The following is an 18,764-nucleotide window of genomic DNA, read 5'->3' as shown; positions in this document are numbered from 1 at the left end:
AATCTTTATGAAAAAAATAGTAGCCATAGTAATTTTGATAGTTAGCTTGATTTCTTGTAAAAAAGAAGTCAATTCAAAAAAGGCATATGCAAAATTTAGTATTGATTTCCCTGATACAGTAGTTGTGAATAAGTATTATGAAGGACGCATTATTTATAAAAGTAATCTAGATACTATTACTGTAATTCTTAATGAAGTTGATAGTAAAAAAAGTAGAATGTTGGAATATGCATTTGCAAAAACTAAAATAATAAATCAAGATGAGGAAGCTCTAAAAAGAATTATTGCTGATACAATGTATTCAAAATCAAACTTATCGATTCCTTTGTTTCTAAAGTTCAATAAATTAGGTGTAAACTATATTGATGGTATTATTAAAGATGAAGTATGGATTGATACCATAGAAATAAAAAATAAGAAGAAAGAGAAAAAAATGAGAATTATTACTAATGAATTTAGAGCTACAAAAAAAGTAGTTGTCATTGATGATAAAACCCCCGCTCTTCGAAGAGTTCAATAAGTTGTTTTGATCCCCGCTCCCGCACGAATCCTTTCGTGTGGCGCAAAGAGAATCGACAAAGAATAGAAAAAGAAAACTGCTCAGAAATGAGCAGTTTTTTTTATGTCTTATTCTGTTTAAAATAAGATTTTTAAGAGTGTTTAGTTCTATAAAATAAAGCAATTTTTGGTAAGTAAGAATAAGGGTAACATGATTTATGTAAATACCGAGGAAATACGAGTAAACGGTCAGGTTGCCGAAAAAGCACAGGAAAAGAAACTGCTTTGGGACGAAGAAAACCGCCTAAGAGCTATAGATATTAACGGTTATGTAAGCAATTACACTTACGATGCAGGCGGAGAACGTGTAACGAAGCTTTCAGGTGGCGGACAAGGAATTTTTGTAAATTCAGTATTCTCTGGCGGAAAAACTTCAACTTCTGATTTTACTTTGTATGTGAACCCATATTTAGTTGCACAAAACGGAGGTCGTTGTACGAAACATATTTATATTGGTTCACAAAGAATAGTTTCGAAAATTGGTGATTTTGACAGTTATGGCGCAGATCCTAGACGTGTTGAAAAAGCTGGAGAATCATTCTCTGGAGTTAAAGTAAATTACGATACTAAGTACAAAAAAGCATTAGAAGTTGTAAAAGCAAGTTATGATACTTTTGAAGTTCCGTATTATGGTACAGATAACAACGATTATGTAAATGGTTTAGGATTTTGTTGCAACCCATCGGGAGATACTGGTTCAGGTTCATCAAGTTCTACAACTGGTAAATTAATGGCAGGTAAAAATGATAATGCTGAGTTACAGCAGTTTTATTATCACCCTGATCATTTGGGAAGTTCATCGTATATTAGTAACTTAGATGGCGAAGTTGTACAGCACGTGGAATATGTGCCTTTTGAGGAAGTTTTCTTGGAAGAGAAGAATGCTAAGTGGAATACGCCGTATCTTTTTACTAGTAAAGAACTTGATAGAGAGACTGGAATGTACTACTTCGGGGCTAGATACTACGATTCAAAAGGTTCTTTTTGGATCTCTGTTGATCCACTGGCAGTTTACAATCCAGTAATGGAAGAAGAGTTTTATTATGATGGACAGCATAATGGAGGAAGTTATAATGATAAAAACTTAAATACTTACGGGTATTGTTATCAAAACCCTGTACTTTATGTAGATCCAAATGGTAAGCAAAGTATGGCTGGCGCGCTTAGGGGTATTCCTGAGGGACAAGCTGACAATGTAACTAGAGGTTGGAATCAAGGTCTTAAGAATGGAGGTTATGGTGTAGATTTTGTTCCTGTAATTGGAGATATTAAGGGTATTGGCGAGGGTATATATGGAGTTGATATGCAAGGTAATGAGCTGTCTATTTTTGATAGAAGCTTATCAGTATTATTGCTGTCAGAATTAAGAAATACTAAAAATGGAATTAAAGCCATTGAGGAATTTAGTAAAATAAGAAAAATTACAAAAATTGTTTGGGGAGAAAATAAATATGGAGGAACTATTGAAAAAGCTATAGATCACATAAAGAAAGGACATTTTTTTGATGCGAGAAAAGGACAAGTAAGTAGTAGATTTTCACAATCTTTAAGTAATATTAAAGATGTTAAAGCACTAGTTCAAGAGGCTGTAGTAAAAGGAAAACACGCAGGAGGAAAAGGTAATTATGAAGTTCTACATACTTTTGATAAAGTTATAGGAACAGATTCTGCAGGAAAAGCAACAAAAACACTTAAAGTATATCTAGATGAATCAGGTAAAGTTTTAAATGCATATCCAGTCGGAAAGTAATAATAATATTATGGGAGAAATAATTTTTGATTATAAATTAGATTTAAAAGTTGTAGAGTCTGAGAGAAAGGCTGGCAATATTAGAGAATACGATATTGATTGGTTGAAAGGAATTTGCAACGGAAGAATATTTATTTTTTTTGATTCAGTAAATAGTGAAAAGAGAAACTTTATGTTACTTGAAACAGGAATTATTGATTATTTGCTGCAGTTTGAAAATATGTTTTCTTATAAAGAAGAACCTGATTATGTTTTTTCTTTAGTATCTTGTGATTATTATAGCAATAGCAATTATTTTAAGTATACATTGCCTGATAATTTAGAGATTAAGGAAGGAAATGGAGGGATTTATGTTATAAATTGTAAATATAGTTCCTTTAAAAAATCTTATGAAAACTTTAGAAAAAAAGTTATTGGAGAATTAATTGTGTATTATCCAGAATTATTAGAAAATAATAGTTTTAAAGATATCTTCTTGAAATAGGTAACCCCGCTCCCGCACGAATCCTTTCGTGTGGCGCAGAGAGAATCGACAAAGAATAGAAAAAGAAAACTGCTCAGAAATGAGCAGTTTTTTTATGTCTTATTCTGTTTAAAATAAGATTTTTAAGAGTGTTTAGTTCTATAAAATAAAGCAATTTTTGGTAAGTAAGAATAAGGGTAACATGATTTATGTAAATACCGAGGAAGTACGAGTAAACGGTCAGGTTGCCGAAAAAGCGCAGGAGAAAAAACTGCTTTGGGACGAAGAAAACCGATTAAGAGCCATAGATATTAATGGTTATGTAAGCAATTACACTTACGATGCAGGCGGCGAGCGTGTAACGAAGCTTTCAGGCGGCGGGCAAGGAATTTTTGTAAACTCTGTATTCTCTGGAGGAAAAACTTCAACTTCTGATTTTACATTATATGTGAATCCTTATTTAGTTGCACAAAATGGAGGTCGTTACACTAAACATATCTACATAGGTTCACAAAGAATCGTTTCGAAAATTGGAGATTTTGACAGTTATGGCGCAGATCCTAGACGTGTTGAAAAAGCAGGAGAATCATTCTCTGGTGTTAAAGTAAATTATGATGCGAAGTATAAAAAAGCATTAGAAGTGGTAAAAGCAAGTTATGACACTTTTGAAGTGCCTTATTATGGTACTGATAACAATGATTATGTAAATGGTTTAGGCTTCTGTTGTAATCCTTCTGGAGACACTGGAACTTCAGGCTCTCCAACAGCAAAAATGGCTAAAAATGACAATGTAGAGTTACAGCAATTTTATTATCACCCTGACCACTTGGGAAGTTCTTCGTATATTAGTAACTTAGATGGCGAAGTGGTTCAGCATATAGAGTATGTACCTTTCGGAGAAGTTTTCTTAGAGGAGAAAAATGCGAAATGGAATACGCCTTATCTTTTCACGAGTAAAGAACTTGATCGTGAGACTGGAATGTACTACTTCGGGGCTAGATACCAAGATCCGAAACTAGGAATCTTTATATCGGTTGATCCTTTAGCAGATAAATTTAAAGGAGTAAGTTCTTATGCGTATGCGCTTAATAATCCTGTCAGATTTATTGATCCTACTGGAATGAGTGCAGAGGATATAGATCCTCCTACTTGGAAAGCAGCAGCTGGAGAGGTTTACTGGGATCCTAGTGATAATAAAGTTTATCAGTCCAATGCTGACGGATCTTGGACTCAATCAACAGAATTAAAGGAAGTATCAATTAGAGGTTATGAAAGACCATCTTATTTTGAAAATTATAATAAAGGTTATTATGATACTTACAAACATATTGATGGAGAAAATCCTTATTCTCCATACACACCAGATGGTTATGCAATTACTGTATATGGATCAATAGATTGGAATTTTACAACTTACAGTGCAAGTAATAGTTTAGTGCTTGACGGAAATACGAATCAATTAGCTGGCTTTGGAACTTTGGGAACAGGAGTTTCTACCACATTAGGATTTGATTGGAATTTTGGTGTGTCTTTTGAGATTATGGATAAATATGATGCTCCAAGCACAAAAAATAGTCAAAGTTTATTTGACAGGATAGAAGGTTACTCTCTAGGTGGTGGAGCTACTTTTAAAAACTGGGGAGTAACACATTCTAAAAGTGCATTTTTTGATCCAATAACTAATCAATTCATTCCTAATGAGAAATCTGGAGTTATATCAACGGGGGGGGCAATTTAACGCTGTCTCAGGTGCTGGAGCAAATTATGGAGTAACTAAAACAAACAGATTATTTTAATTAAATATTAACAATTATGAAATATATTCTTTTACTATGTAGTTTTCTAAGTTTATTCTCTTGTGGGAATCAGCTCGAAAATTGTAATTTATTAGCAAATGCTTGCAAAGCAGATGAGTGTTTATTAATTGTTCAGAAAATACCAGGTATACGAGACGGCAAGTTTAATTACAAAGGTATTAATCCATTAACTAAAAAAGCATGTGATTGTAATTCAGTAACAAGCGACAGATGGTGGGCTGATTACAAAGAATATATCGAAATTGGAGATACACTTATTAAAAAGAAAGGAGAGCTTGTTTTTAGTATCCATAAAAAAGATACTGTTTTGAGTTTTAATTTTGAGTGTGGTGAAAAGGTATATAAATAAAAAAATGAGAAGTTTTAATTTACTAGCTTAGTAGGAATGGTAATGTATCAGATTAGGTATTTTTACACAAATCTATTGTTAGACTTTGTAAAACAAAAGATTAAGTATATTTTAAAAAATAAAAAGGCAGCCTTCGGGCTGTCTTTTTGTTTTTGGAGTTTTAAATAATAATAAATTCGAGTAAAAATCAATAAAGTGTATCAAATTAGAGGCAAAATGAAAGAGTAACTTTGTCTTATTGTATTCTAAAATAAACTTTTACAAGCTGTCATTGTAAAATAATTAAGCGATTTTTGAAGTTAGTTGTTATTGAAATACCAAACATATTTACATTGGTTCACAAAGAATCGTTTCGAAAATTGGTGATTTTGACAGTTACGGAGCAGATCCTAGACGTGTGGAGAAAGCAGGAGAATCATTCTCTGGTGTTAAAGTGAATTATGATGGTAAGTATAAAAAAGCATTAGAAGTTGTAAAAGCAAGTTATGATACTTTTGAAGTGCCTTATTATGGAGTTGACAATAATGATTATGTAAATGGTTTAGGCTTCTGTTGTAATCCTTCTGGAGATACTGGTTCTGGTGGCTCTCCAACAGGGAAAATGGCTAAAAATGACAATGCAGAGCTACAACAATTTTATTACCACCCAGATCATTTGGGAAGTTCGTCATATATCACTAATTTAGATGGCGAAGTTGTCCAGCATATTGAATACGTGCCATTTGGGGAAGTTTTCTTGGAGGAAAAGAATGCGAAATGGAATACGCCGTATCTTTTCACGAGTAAAGAACTGGATAGAGAAACTGGAATGTACTATTTTGGTGCTAGGTATCAGGATCCGAAACTTTCAATCTTTATATCGGTCGATCCATTGGCGGAAATTAATCCTTTGTTTACACCATATCATTATTGTTCAAATAATCCAATAAATAGAGTAGATCCAACCGGAATGTTGGATGGGGATTATTATGATAGCAGTGGAAATCATTTAGGCAGTGATGGTATAAATGATAACAAAGCATATTATGCTGATTCAAAAAATGCTGATGGAACTTTCCAAAATGCAAGAGAATTAAGTGTTTCAAATTCGGTACTTAATCAATTTGCAAATACAGTTGCAGAAGAGTCAAGTGGCAATTGGCAAGAATCTTTTGCTTTGGCATCTTCAATTGTTAATTTAGCCAACTACAAAGGAAAAAACATATCTTCTACTCTGCAGACCGAGGGTATATATGGCTATGGTAATGGAGGCAATTCTACTAAATATAATGGCAATGCAGAATATAGTATGCAAGCAGCAATGAATGCTGTAATGGGTGGGATTGATTATTCAAATGGAGCTACAAGATGGGATGGTTTTGATTTAGCAACTAAAGGATGGGATCATATTAAATCTCGAACAGTCGGATTAGGAATTAATACTTCAGATTTTAATACATTTAAAGGATTTTGGACAGACGAAAAATTGGCTAAATATTCAGGTAATAAAAATGCTGTATTCAATACAGATTTTAAAATGACTGCAAGTTTACTGACATATTCGCCAGCGAGCCAAGGAAATTTTAAGGGAATGGTTCTTTATAATTCTTCTGCAGCATATGGAGGAACTATTTTTTGGAAAGCGACACCAACTTTCTCAATAAAAGGAACGAATTTTAATCCAAATTTAAATTATGAAAAAATTAAAGGGACGAGAAGTAAACCTTTGTAGTATATTAATATTATGTGTTTTATTTTTTAATTGCCAAAAAAATGGTCAATTACAACAAAGGAAAGGCAGAAATTCTACCATACAAAATGAACACCTAAGTAAAGAGGTTTTTTTTAAGTGTACTACAGCTAAAGATACAATTTTTAAAAACGGAGATTATATTAGATTTATACCAGTTAACAAAAGTTATGGTATTGAAATAAAAATGAATGGAATTGTTGACACACTTGATAATTACTTATTTGATTGTGATTCTTACAATGGAATGATCCCAAAATTATTATTTAAAACTGATTATATTGCTCTAGGACAAGGCTCAAGTACTAATTATAGATATTTAATAATATGCAATTTAAACAATGAATTAGGTAAGATTGATGTTAGTAAATTCGAAACAGAAATTGTAGAAAATCCAGAAAAGGAGATCTTATTCTTTAAAAGAAATCATGACGTTTTTTTATTTAATAAAAAAAGTAGAAAACTATTTTTTGCAAAATTACCGAGCAAATTTTATAACCTTAAAGTTCAAAAATTTGAATTGTATAAGAGTAAGGCCATAATTATTTTTGAGCAAGGAGATTCATTAACTTATAAATTAAATGAATTTGGTAATACATCAAATTAGATGTTTTTGCAAAATCGACAAAGACTAGAAATATCAAATCATTCAGAGATGAACGGCCTGCTCTTCAAAGAGTTCAATAAGCTGTTTTGAGTGCTGTGCGAAGTCTCCCGACTTCGTACCCGCAAAGAAACTCGACAAAGAATAGAAAAAGAAAACCACTCAGAAATGAGCGGTTTTTTTATGTCTTATTCTATTATAAATAAAACTGTAAGTAACTTCTTTAGTATGTGTTAAACGATAAATTTGATAAAGGCAAATCATAATACTCTTGAAGTTCCTTATTATGGTACTGACAATAATGATTATGTAAATGGTTTAGGCTTCTGTTGTAACCTGGATCTCGTAGACATTATCAGGGTAAACCATATTGGAAAGTATCTGATGGAGTCGAGACTAATAGATTTAAAGCCCGATTATAAAATTTAGTATTATGACAAAAGATTTAGAAAACAAATTATTGCTTTTAAAAAGGAGTGTAGAAAATTTATCAAAACCATACAAAGAACAATTAAAAATTTATCCTAATTATGTTGATGTTTTTGATGAAATAATTTCTGATTTTTATGATGCATTTCAATTGCTACCTATATTTATGGAAAACAAAATGGTGTCTTATTTGGCTGTATATGAGTTATTAAGATGTCATAATCTCATTGAACTTAATTTGTCAATTGAAGAAAGAAATACTGATGAGAGTTTTGAAAAGGATACAGTTTGGAACTTGGTAAGAGAATATGCAAATAATGCAGTAATCAAGCTGTCGGGTAATGTTTCAGATTAGGGGGAATGTATCAGATTAGGTGTTTTTACAAAAATCTGTGTTTAAGTCTAATAAAATCAGGGTAAATTAAAATTTTAATTCAAAAAAGAGATAACCTCCGCTCCCGCACGAATCCTTTCGTGTGGCGCAAGGAGAATCGGCAAAGACTAGAAAAGAGAAACCTCGCAGCAATGCGAGGTTTTTTTGTGTCTTAAATCAACTGGAATCTGCATTTTTTTTGAAATAATGCCTGCGACAATGGCAAATTGAAGCGTTAGATTCCTGGCATTTTTTCAAAAGAAATGCGTAGCCCTTTGCGGCGACTGAGCAAATAAAGAAAGAATCCTAGTGCGGTGGCAGAAGCGGGGGAAATGGGAGAGGCCTAAAAGATATGCGCTATTTTACATAATGGGTTTATAGTGCAGGGCGTGAGCCCAGAGCACTATAATGACTTGTTATGTAACATAGCTTTGGTGTGGTTTTTTACTATGGTTCTTGAAAACCAGAAGGGAAAAGATACCTTTTTTTAATCAAAACAACTAAACTCGTCTTCCAATTAAACTCTCGGCAAACTCTCTTAATAGTTTTTTCTTATCTTCTTCTATATTGATTTTGTCTAAAATTTTAGAAGCTTTAAATGTGTACTTTTTGATTGATTCTTGTGTTGCATTTGGCACTCCAGATTTCAGAAACAAATCGGTTATGGTTTTAATTTTGTTTGTATTGTCTTCAAGGCGAACAGCGTATAAACGTTCTAATACTTCTTTTTCGCTTTCAGTTGCAATTTCAAGAGCCTTAAAATATAAGTAGGTTTTTTTATTCGAAATAATATCGCCGCCTAAACGTCTGCCAAATGTGGGAGTATCGCCAAAAAGATCCAGATAATCATCTTGCAACTGAAAAGCTAATCCGATATTAATTCCAAAATCATAAATTAAATCGCAGTTTTCTTGCGATGTTTGGGCAATTATGGCACCCATTTTCATCGATGCCGCTATAAGTGCACCAGTTTTGTACTTAATCATTTTTAGATATTCAGAAACCGTAACATCTTGGCGGGTTTCAAAATCTACATCCAGGGTTTGCCCTTCGCATACTTTTATTCCCATTTTGTTAACCGCTTTGATCAAATCTTTTGCAAGATTTGGGTCGTAATTAAGCAGATATTCGTAGGTTAAGATAATCATTGCATCTCCAGAAAGAATAGCAATGTTAGTATTCCACTTTTTGTGTACTGTGGCTTTTCCTCTTCTAATGGGATCTTCATCTATAATATCATCATGGATTAAGGACGAGTTATGGAAAATTTCAATTGCCAAAGCAGCGGGTAATGCTAACTTATAGTCTGTTCCAAAAAATTCTGTGGTGAGAAGTGTAAGTGTAGGGCGTAATCGTTTTCCTCCCAATGACATTATATATGCTATCGGATTGTATAGATTTTTGGGTTCTTTATCTATAATTTGATTTTCTAAATAACTAATAAAAAAATTTGTGTATTGAGCTGCTGAATACATAGAATTAAGTTTAATAGTTAGTAAGTTGCTAAAGTACAGAATTTTATGATTTGTGTTTTTTGAGTGGAAGAAAAATTTTACGAATTAATTTAAAACCATGAATCCTTGTAATGTGTTGCATTTTACAATAAAAAGAAATAATGCCAGTCAAAGTGAAATCGAAACGAATCATAACTAAATTCGATCTCACTTGCTGGCATAAAAAACAAAAACTATTTAAAGGTATTAAGTCACAGGATTTTCTACAGCTGTTCGCATTTCTTGAGCGGCGGCAACCATTTCGATTAGTGCTTTTTTGGTTTCATCCCAATGACGGGTTTTTAAACCGCAATCTGGATTTACCCATAATTGATCTATCGGAATTACATTTGAAGCTTTTTCTAACAGACGAACCATTTCTTTACTTGAAGGTACACGAGGCGAGTGAATATCGTAAACTCCAGGACCAATTTCGTTTGGATATTTAAAGTTGGCAAAAGCATCTAAAAGTTCCATTTGCGAACGAGAACATTCAATAGTAATAACATCGGCGTCCATGTCGGCAATGTTTTGAATGATGTCGTTAAATTCGCTGTAACACATATGTGTATGAATTTGAGTATCATCGTTTACGCCGCTTGCAGAAATTCTGAAAGCACGAACTGCCCAATCTAAATAATTTGCCCATTCTTCTTTTCGTAACGGAAGACCTTCGCGAATTGCAGGTTCATCAATTTGAATAATTTTGATTCCTGCTTTTTCTAAATCAACAACTTCATCGCGAATAGCCAAAGCGATTTGCGTACAAGTTTCAGAACGAGGCTGGTCATTACGTACAAAAGACCATTGCAGAATAGTTACGGGGCCTGTCAACATTCCTTTTACCCATTTTGGAGTCAAAGACTGTGCATATTTTGACCATTTTACAGTCATAGGATTTGGTCTAGAAACATCTCCATAAATAACAGGCGGTTTCACGCAACGGCTTCCGTAACTTTGAACCCAGCCGTTTTTTGTAAACGTAAATCCGACCAATTGTTCTCCGAAATATTCTACCATATCGTTACGTTCAAACTCGCCATGAACTAAAACATCGATTCCAGTTTCTTCTTGAAAGCGAATAGTAGCTTCGGTTTCTTTTTCGATTAAATCATTGTATTCCTTAGCAGTTAATTCTCCTTTTTTGAATCTCGCTCTCCAGCTTCTCACTTCGGCAGTTTGAGGAAAAGAACCAATTGTTGTAGTTGGGAATAACGGAAGTTTTAAAGCTTCAATCTGGCTTTTTCTTCTGGTTGCAAAAGCGCTTTTACGTTTGTCATCTGAAGCTGTAATTCCTGCAACACGGTTTTTTACTTCATTATTGTGAATTAATTTTGAAGTTTTACGATTTTCATTTGCCAAAACATTTTCTTTGTAATCAGCAGAATTTTCAATGCTAACTTCGTTAGAAGCAAATTGTTTTAAATGTACAATTTCGTTGATTTTCTGTTTAGCAAAAGCCAGCCATTGTTTGATTTCAGGCGTTAAAGTTTGATCGTTTGTTTCAAGATCTAAATCGCACGGACTGTGAATTAATGAGCAAGAAGGAGCAATTAAAACCCTGTCGGTTCCTAACGCGTCAGTTGCTTTTTTGATTAATTCTAAAGATTTTTTGAAATCATTTTTCCAGATATTTCTTCCGTCAACAACTCCTAAAGAAAGATTTACGTTTGAAGCCAATTTTCCAGATTCTAAAATATCATTTAATTGCAGCGGACAGCGAACTAAATCTAAATGAAAAGTATCAACAGGCAAAGCCAAAGCAGTTTCAAGATTTTCTCCAAAACAGTCAAAATAGTTTGCTAAAACAATTTTAAGCTTTGGGAAACGAGTGTTGATTTCGTTATATACTTTTGTGAAAGCTGCTCTTTCTTTATCGGTTAAATTTAAAGCTAGGAAAGGTTCGTCTAATTGAATGTATTCGGCATTTTCTGCTTGCAGTTTTTCCAAAATTTCGAAATAAACCGGAAGTAAAGCATCCAAAAGATCAATTCTGAGGAAACCTTCTTCTTTTTCTTTTCCTAATAATAAATAAGAAACAGGACCAATTAGAACAGGTTTTGTTTTAATTCCAATCGCATTTGCTTCTTTAAATTCATTGATTATTTTTTCTGAAAACAATTCGAACTTTTGGTTTTTGGTAAATTCAGGAACAATATAATGATAGTTGGTGTCGAACCATTTTGTCATTTCCATTGCTACAACATCCTGACCGTCTTTTTGCGCGCCTCTTGCCATTGCAAAATACAAATCTAAAGATGAATTGCTTTTTGCCAATTCGTGATAACGCTGTGGAATTGCCCCAAGAGTTAAAGTCAAATCTAAAACTTGATCATAAAAAGAAAAATCATTAGACGGAATTAAATCTACTCCTGCCTCAGCTTGTAGCTTCCAGTTTTTAAGGCGGATTTCTTTTCCAGTTTCAATAAGTTCGTCAGCAGAAATTTTTCCCGCCCAATACAATTCAGATGCTTTTTTAAGCTCTCTGTTACTGCCAATTCTTGGATAACCTAAGTTGTTTGTTTTCATTTTTGATTCAGTATTTTTTACTGGACAAATTTACGTTCTTGGTTTTTATAACTTATATTTGAGGCTTATTTCAGTAAAATGTGTTTTTAGAATAGATTTTTAAAGATTTAATTACTTTGAAATTGTTTAAAATGAACTTTTAGCCGTAAAAAAAACTATGGAAAACTTAGATAAAACCGATTTATTGATTCTAAAATATCTTCAAGAAGACTGCAATATCAATACAAAAGATCTTGCGAGTAAATTATTTCTAACGGTTACTCCCGTTTACGAACGAATTAAAAGATTAGAAAGAGATGGCTATATTACCAAATATGTAGCGCTTTTAGATAAAAAGAAAATGAATCGTGGCATGACTGTTTTTTGCAATGTCCGTTTAAAAGAACATGCTAAAAATGTCGGGAGCAATTTTGTAAAAGATATTGTGGCACTTCCAGAAATTATTGAATGCTATAACATAGCAGGAGATTACGATTTTATGCTCAAGATTTTGGTACAAGATATGGCTAGTTATCAAGATTTTGTAATGAACAAATTATCAACGATAGAAAATATAGGAAATACGAATAGTATTTTTGTGATGGGAGAAATCAAGCATAGTACAGCGTTAGAGTTTTGATTTTTTAGTAAAAAACGATTTCGTAATTTTCTGATTTTTAAACCGAAAACACGATAAAAATCACATTTTTTGTAAATCACGGCTTATACATTTGTTCGAATTTAAACATGTATAACCTCATGAAAACAAAAAATAAATGGATAATTGCATTGGCTGGAATGATGCTGCAATTATCTATAGGTTCTATTTATGCTTACAGTGTCTGGATAAAACCTATTAACACCTTAAATGGCTGGGAGAATGATCAATTAAAACTTTCTTTTAGTCTTGCAATTTGTTTTTTAGGACTTACGGCCGCTTTTATGCAGAAGTTTGTTCGTAAAATTGGTCCCAAAAATGCAGGATTGCTTGCCGCCATATTTTTCGGAATAGGATTATTAGGAAGCGGTGTGGCTATAGCAATCAATTCGCTACTCTTATTTTATTTGTTTTTTGGAGTTATAAGCGGTATAGGATTGGGATTTGGTTATATAACTCCAGTTTCTGTTGTTGTTAAATGGTTTCCAGACAGACCTGGTTTTGCCAGCGGACTAGTTGTTATGTCGTTTGCCATAGGTTCTATCGTTGCATCAAGGCTTATTCTGCCCTTGATAGCATCGTATGGTGTATCAGGAACTTTTTATTTGTTAGGAAGTATTTATTTTTTTCTAATGGTTTTGGCCTCATTTTGCCTTTCTCTTCCAGATTTAAACAAAGAAACCGAAATGTGTTTAGCAAAAAATTCTTCAATTCCAATAAGAGAATTGCTGACAGATGTTCGATTTTACAGTCTTTGGTTGTTTTTATTCCTTAATACAACTTGTGGCATTGCTTTAATTTCGATTGCGGCGCCAATGGCAAGGGATATTATTCATATTGATGATGCTCAGGCTATTAATTTTGTTGGATTAATTGGTTTTTTTAACGGTTTTGGAAGATTGTTCTGGTCCAGCGCATCTGACAAAATTGGACGTTGGCTGACCTTTTTCCTCTTTTTTACAATCGGAACTTTTTGTTTTTTTATTTTAACCCAAACAGAAAATGCTTTGTTATTTCAATTAATGGTTTTTATTATCATTAGCTGTTACGGAGGAGCTTTTGCTACTATGCCAGCCTTTGTAAAAGACATTTATGGAGCCAATAAAATGCATGCTCCTTTTGGTTTTATTTTGACAGCTTGGTCTGCGGCAGCATTTGCAGGAACAGGATTGTTATCTTTTATTAAAGATTATAACATAATCTTCTGCTTTTTTGCACTAATTTTAGGATTTACGTCTGTTTTTTGTTTATTGATAAAAAGAAAGCTGATTTGCCGATAACGATTGCGTAATTTGTAAATATTTAACGTATTTTATTGATTATTATCATGTTTTTTAATTGTTGGAATATCGAATTTTGATATGATAAATCTTTAAATATCAATCGAGTTATGAAAGCAAGTGTCGAAAAAATTGAATTTGTGCCAGGCAAATGGGAAACATCAGTAAATGTTCAGGATTTTGTAGTAAGAAATATTACTCCGTATAATGGAGATTCATCTTTTTTATGTGGACCATCATCAAAAACATCCAATTTATGGAATATCTGTAAAAAGGCATTATTACAAGAAAGGGCTAATAGCGGATGTTTGGCAATAGATGTAGAAACTATTTCAAGCATAAATGCATTTAAACCAGGTTATATTAATGAAGAAGACGAAGTAATTGTAGGCTTACAAACCGATCAATTATTAAAACGTGCAATGAAACCTTTTGGAGGGATAAAACTTGTAGAATCTGCTGTTAAAGAAAGAGGATTAAAAGTATCAGACCGCGTGCTGGATATTTTTAATTATGCTAAAAATCATAACGAAAAAGTTTTTGACGCATACGATAAAGAAATTAGAGATTATCGTTCTAAACATATTTTAACAGGTTTGCCTGATAATTATGCTCGCGGCCGAATAATTGGCGATTTCCGTCGTATGGCTTTATATGGGGTAAATCAGCTTATTGTGTTTAAAAAAGAAGATTATGCTAAGGTTGATGGGGAAATGACAGAACATAAAGTTCGCCTTCGTGAAGAAATTTCAGCCCAAATCAGCGCCTTAAAAGATATGCTTATAATGGCAGAAGATTACGGTTTTGATATTTCAAAACCAGCGCAAAATGCAAAAGAAGCGGTGCAATGGGTTTATTTTGCCTATCTGGCTGCGGTTAAGGAGCAGGATGGAGCAGCAATGTCACTAGGTAACGTATCTTCTTTCCTAGATATTTATATACAACGAGATTTAGAATTACAATTGATTACAGAAGATGAAGCGCAGGAACTGGTAGATCAATTTGTAATGAAATTGCGAATGGTTCGCCATTTAAGACCAGGAGCGTATGATGAAATTTTTGGAGGTGATCCAACTTGGGTGACAGAATGTATAGGCGGAATGTTTAATGATGGAAGAACAAAAGTGACCAAAACATCTTTCAGATTTCTTCAGACATTATATAATCTAGGAGCTTCTCCAGAACCTAACTTAACAGTATTATGGTCAGAGGATCTTCCGGAAGGGTTTAAAAATTTCTGTGCAGAAGTTTCAATAGATACATCATCAATTCAATACGAAAATGATGATTTAATGAGAACAAACCGCGGCTCTGATGATTACGGAATTGCTTGCTGTGTTTCTCATCAGGAAATTGGCAAATCGATTCAGCATTTTGGAGCGCGTGCCAACCTGCCTAAAGCATTATTAATTGCTTTAAACGGTGGAAGGGAAGAAAAAGGAGGGGCATTAATCATGAAAGATATTCCGTTTATTAATGACGAAGTATTAGATTTTAATGTCGTGTATGATGCTTTTAAAAATACAATGAAAGAACTGGCTAGAGTTTACGCCAAATCAATGTATATTATTCACTATATGCATGATAAGTATTATTATGAAAGAGCTCAAATGGCATTAATCGATTCAGATCCGCATGTTGATATAGCTTATGGAGCCGCCGGAATTTCTATTATAGCAGATTCATTATCAGCAATAAAATATGCAAAAGTAAAACCCGTAAGAGATGAAAATGGACTTACAGTAGATTTTAATATTGAAGGAGATTATCCTAAATTTGGAAATGATGATGACAGAGTAGATACAATTGCTAAAGAAGTGACTTCTTTCTTTGTTACAGAGCTTAGAAAACATACGGCATATAAAAATGCTACTCCAACACTTTCTTTATTAACGATTACGTCAAATGTAATGTACGGAACTAATACCGGGGCAACTCCAGACGGGCGTAAAGATGGCGAATCTTTTGCTCCAGGTGCAAATCCGATGCATGGACGTGATAATAGCGGAGCAATCGCTTCTTTAAACTCTGTTGCAAAACTGGAATATAAAGATGCTCAAGACGGAATCTCGAACACATTTTCAATGATTCCAAAATCGTTAGGAGATAATAGAGAAGAACAGGTTACCAATTTGGTAAATGTATTAGATGGATATTTTGCACAGATGGCACATCACTTAAATGTAAATGTACTGAATCGCGAAACGTTGCAAGATGCATACGATCATCCAGAAAATCATCCTCAGCTTACAATTAGAGTTTCAGGATATGCTGTAAACTTTGTAAGATTATCAAGAGCACATCAGCTGGAAGTTATTGCCCGTACCTTCCATGAAGCTATGTAATTTTAAATTTTTAAGGTCAATAAAGGCTGGCTTAAGTTAGCCAGCCTTTATTTATTCAATTTTATTCAGGAACATGATGTATTTTCCATTACAAGATATTGAAGCTGTTAAATTAAACATAGACGATCCGAGCCATTTAAGAATACACTCTCTTGAGACTTTTGGTACTCATGATGGACCTGGAATAAGGATGGTAGTATTTGTGCAAGGATGCCAGTTTAGGTGTGTATATTGCCAGAACCCAGATACGTTGGATGTAAAAGGAGGTTCTTTGGTCGAAATTGAAGAATTGGTAAAAAGAGCTGTCCGTCAAAAAAGTTATTTCGGAACAACGGGAGGCGTGACAGTTTCAGGAGGCGAACCATTATTGCAGCGAACCAAGTTGCTTCATTTTTTTAAACGTCTGCACGAAGAAGGAATTACGACTTGTCTCGATACTAATGGAAGGCTGAATAATCGCGAAGCTCATGAACTTTTTGATGCCACAGATATTTTATTACTAGATGTAAAGCACATTAATGATGATATGCATCATAAGTTGACAGGTTTGACCAATAAGAATACATTAGAAGTTGCGGCTTACAGAGAATCTACCGGAAAACCAATGTGGCTAAGATACGTTCTGGTTCCTGGATGGACAGACCAGTTGCAATATTTGGAAGAATGGGGACAATATTTTACCAATTATAAAACAGTTGAGCGAGTAGAAATTATACCGTTCCACCAGTTGGGATCTCAAAAATGGGAACTCCTGAAAATGCCTTATTCGCTAAAAGACACTCTGCCACCAACCAAAGAAAGCAAAGAAAAAGCATTGGCAATTTTTAAGAAATACTTCAAAAATGTAATTCTTAAATAAATATTGTGTTTAAATAATAATGTGACTGCACAAAAGTTTATCCGTAATTATGGAGGGATTGTATATTTTGATGGAATAAAATCCTAAAATAAAATGTACTTTTGACCTTTTAGATCATCAATCTAAAATCGTTAATCTACAATCTAAAATTAAAATGAACTGGGAACAACTTTTATCATTAAAACGTCAGGGAGATACAAGCAAAAGATTACGTGTAGAACAAGATGATACTCGTTTAGGGTTTGAAGTAGATTATGACCGAATTATTTTTTCTGCCGCTTTTAGAAGCTTACAAGATAAAACACAAGTTATTCCGCTTTCTAAAACCGATTTCGTACACACGCGCCTAACGCACAGTTTGGAAGTTTCGGTTGTTGGACGTTCGCTTGGACGTTTGGTAGGAAAAAAAATCATTGAGAAATATCCTTATCTGAAAGAAATTCACGGTTATCATATGAATGATTTTGGAGCTATTGTGGCTGCTGCATCATTGGCACACGATATTGGGAATCCGCCTTTTGGGCATTCTGGTGAAAAAGCAATTGGCGAATATTTTTCTATTGGAAACGGTCAGAAATACAGAAATCAGCTTACAGATAAACAATGGCAAGATTTAATTGATTTTGAAGGAAATGCCAACGGATTTTCGGTTCTTACAGCAAGCCGCCCAGGAATTGAGGGTGGACTTCGTATTTCATACGCTACCTTGGGAGCTTTTATGAAATACCCTAAAGAAAGCCTTCCGAAAAAACCAACCAATAATATTTCTGATAAAAAATACGGATTCTTTCAGTCTGATAAATTGTTCTTTGAAGAAGTAGCCAAAGATATGGGAATGATTGCCAACAAATCTGGGGATAATATTGGTTTTGAAAGACATCCATTGGCTTACTTGGTCGAAGCTGCAGATGATATCTGTTACACAATTATCGATTTTGAAGATGGAATCAATTTAGGTTTGGTCTCTGAAGATTTTGCTTTAGAATATTTGATTAATCTGGTAAAAGACAATATAGGAGTTTCAAAATACAAGTCGCTAACTACAAAAGAAGACCGCATTAGTTATTTGCGAGCTTTAGCAATCGGAACTTTAATAAATGATGCTGTAAATGTTTTTGTTGAAAATGAAGAAGCAATTTTGGCAGGGAACTTTCCATATGCTTTAACAGACAAAAGCAAATACAAAGCGCAGATGAATGATATTATCAAACTAAGTGTTGAGAAAATCTATCAAAGCCGCGAAGTGATTGAAAAAGAAATTGTAGGCTATCAAATCATTCAAACATTATTGGATAAGTTTATTACAGCATTCAATAACAAATATGAGGGAACGGCTTCAAATTATGATAAATTGATTTTGAAAATGTTGCCAGAGAAACATCATTTAGAGAAAACTAATCTTTATGAACGTTTATTGCATATCTGTCACTATGTTTCGCTTCTTACAGACGGAAACGCTCTTGAATTATACGAAACAATTCAAGGACAGAAAAAACGTTAAATAAAAAAGCTTCTTTCAGAATATTCTAAAAGAAGCTTTTTTTATAGC

The 18,764-nt window shown here is 33.4% G+C and carries 15 protein-coding genes; 13 read left to right on the top strand and 2 right to left on the bottom strand.

All coding sequences use genetic code 11. From position 1 onward, the window contains the following. Nucleotides 1-7: 7 nt before the first annotated feature. From RB618_RS02845 to RB618_RS02810, 8 genes are all read left to right on the top strand, one after another. Nucleotides 8-520 carry a hypothetical protein gene (locus RB618_RS02845; protein WP_308067388.1) on the top strand — a complete coding sequence of 171 codons (513 nt, stop codon included), beginning with the start codon at nucleotides 8-10 and terminating at the stop codon, nucleotides 518-520. Between the two features lie 189 nt (nucleotides 521-709). After that, nucleotides 710-2,308, top strand: a complete 1,599-nt coding sequence (locus RB618_RS02840; RefSeq protein ID WP_308067387.1) for an RHS repeat-associated core domain-containing protein — start codon at nucleotides 710-712, stop codon at nucleotides 2,306-2,308. Nucleotides 2,309-2,318: 10 nt separating this feature from the next. Continuing rightward, nucleotides 2,319-2,792 carry a hypothetical protein gene (locus tag RB618_RS02835; RefSeq protein ID WP_308067386.1) on the top strand — a complete coding sequence of 158 codons (474 nt, stop codon included), beginning with the start codon at nucleotides 2,319-2,321 and terminating at the stop codon, nucleotides 2,790-2,792. A gap of 181 nt (nucleotides 2,793-2,973) precedes the next feature. Then, a complete protein-coding gene (locus RB618_RS02830) occupies nucleotides 2,974-4,509 on the top strand; it encodes an RHS repeat-associated core domain-containing protein (protein ID WP_308067385.1) in 1,536 nt (511 codons plus the stop codon). A 74-nt stretch (nucleotides 4,510-4,583) separates the two neighbouring features. After that, nucleotides 4,584-4,937 carry a hypothetical protein gene (locus RB618_RS02825; protein WP_308067384.1) on the top strand — a complete coding sequence of 118 codons (354 nt, stop codon included), beginning with the start codon at nucleotides 4,584-4,586 and terminating at the stop codon, nucleotides 4,935-4,937. A 397-nt stretch (nucleotides 4,938-5,334) separates the two neighbouring features. Continuing rightward, the gene (locus RB618_RS02820) at nucleotides 5,335-6,648 is read left to right on the top strand and encodes an RHS repeat-associated core domain-containing protein (protein WP_308067383.1); all 1,314 of its coding nucleotides are present in this window, start codon (nucleotides 5,335-5,337) and stop codon (nucleotides 6,646-6,648) included. After that, nucleotides 6,611-7,273: a hypothetical protein gene (locus RB618_RS02815; protein WP_308067382.1), complete on the top strand. Its 663-nt coding sequence runs from the start codon at nucleotides 6,611-6,613 to the stop codon at nucleotides 7,271-7,273. The genes RB618_RS02820 and RB618_RS02815 overlap by 38 nt, the downstream gene beginning before the upstream one ends. 430 nt (nucleotides 7,274-7,703) lie before the next feature. Next, on the top strand, nucleotides 7,704-8,054 hold the full coding sequence (locus RB618_RS02810; protein WP_308067381.1) for a hypothetical protein: 351 nt from the start codon (nucleotides 7,704-7,706) through the stop codon (nucleotides 8,052-8,054). Between the two features lie 518 nt (nucleotides 8,055-8,572). Here the strand turns inward: RB618_RS02810 and RB618_RS02805 are convergent. Both RB618_RS02805 and metE read right to left on the bottom strand, forming a co-directional pair. Next, on the bottom strand, nucleotides 8,573-9,547 hold the full coding sequence (locus RB618_RS02805; protein ID WP_308067380.1) for a polyprenyl synthetase family protein: 975 nt from the start codon (nucleotides 9,545-9,547) through the stop codon (nucleotides 8,573-8,575). A 225-nt stretch (nucleotides 9,548-9,772) separates the two neighbouring features. After that, on the bottom strand, nucleotides 9,773-12,094 hold the full coding sequence (gene metE, locus RB618_RS02800) for a 5-methyltetrahydropteroyltriglutamate--homocysteine S-methyltransferase (RefSeq protein ID WP_308067379.1): 2,322 nt from the start codon (nucleotides 12,092-12,094) through the stop codon (nucleotides 9,773-9,775). Nucleotides 12,095-12,251: 157 nt separating this feature from the next. On the opposite strand from metE, the gene RB618_RS02795 reads away from it, so the two are divergent. From RB618_RS02795 to RB618_RS02775, 5 genes are all read left to right on the top strand, one after another. Beyond that, nucleotides 12,252-12,713, top strand: a complete 462-nt coding sequence (locus RB618_RS02795; RefSeq protein ID WP_012023598.1) for an Lrp/AsnC family transcriptional regulator — start codon at nucleotides 12,252-12,254, stop codon at nucleotides 12,711-12,713. Nucleotides 12,714-12,832: 119 nt separating this feature from the next. Then, nucleotides 12,833-14,011 (top strand): OFA family MFS transporter, encoded by a 1,179-nt coding sequence (locus tag RB618_RS02790; RefSeq protein WP_308067378.1) that lies wholly within the window; start codon nucleotides 12,833-12,835, stop codon nucleotides 14,009-14,011. Nucleotides 14,012-14,121: 110 nt separating this feature from the next. Next, complete coding sequence (pflB, locus tag RB618_RS02785; protein WP_308067377.1) at nucleotides 14,122-16,356, top strand: formate C-acetyltransferase; 2,235 nt, start codon at nucleotides 14,122-14,124, stop codon at nucleotides 16,354-16,356. 73 nt (nucleotides 16,357-16,429) lie between these two features. Continuing rightward, a complete protein-coding gene (gene pflA / locus RB618_RS02780; protein ID WP_308067376.1) occupies nucleotides 16,430-17,215 on the top strand; it encodes a pyruvate formate-lyase-activating protein in 786 nt (261 codons plus the stop codon). A 154-nt stretch (nucleotides 17,216-17,369) separates the two neighbouring features. Beyond that, the gene (locus RB618_RS02775) at nucleotides 17,370-18,716 is read left to right on the top strand and encodes a deoxyguanosinetriphosphate triphosphohydrolase (protein WP_308067375.1); all 1,347 of its coding nucleotides are present in this window, start codon (nucleotides 17,370-17,372) and stop codon (nucleotides 18,714-18,716) included. Nucleotides 18,717-18,764: the final 48 nt, after the last annotated feature.

Source organism: Flavobacterium sp. LHD-85, assembly GCF_030929595.1.
Taxonomy (GTDB): domain Bacteria; phylum Bacteroidota; class Bacteroidia; order Flavobacteriales; family Flavobacteriaceae; genus Flavobacterium.
This window is presented reverse-complemented; position numbering and strand designations above follow the sequence as displayed.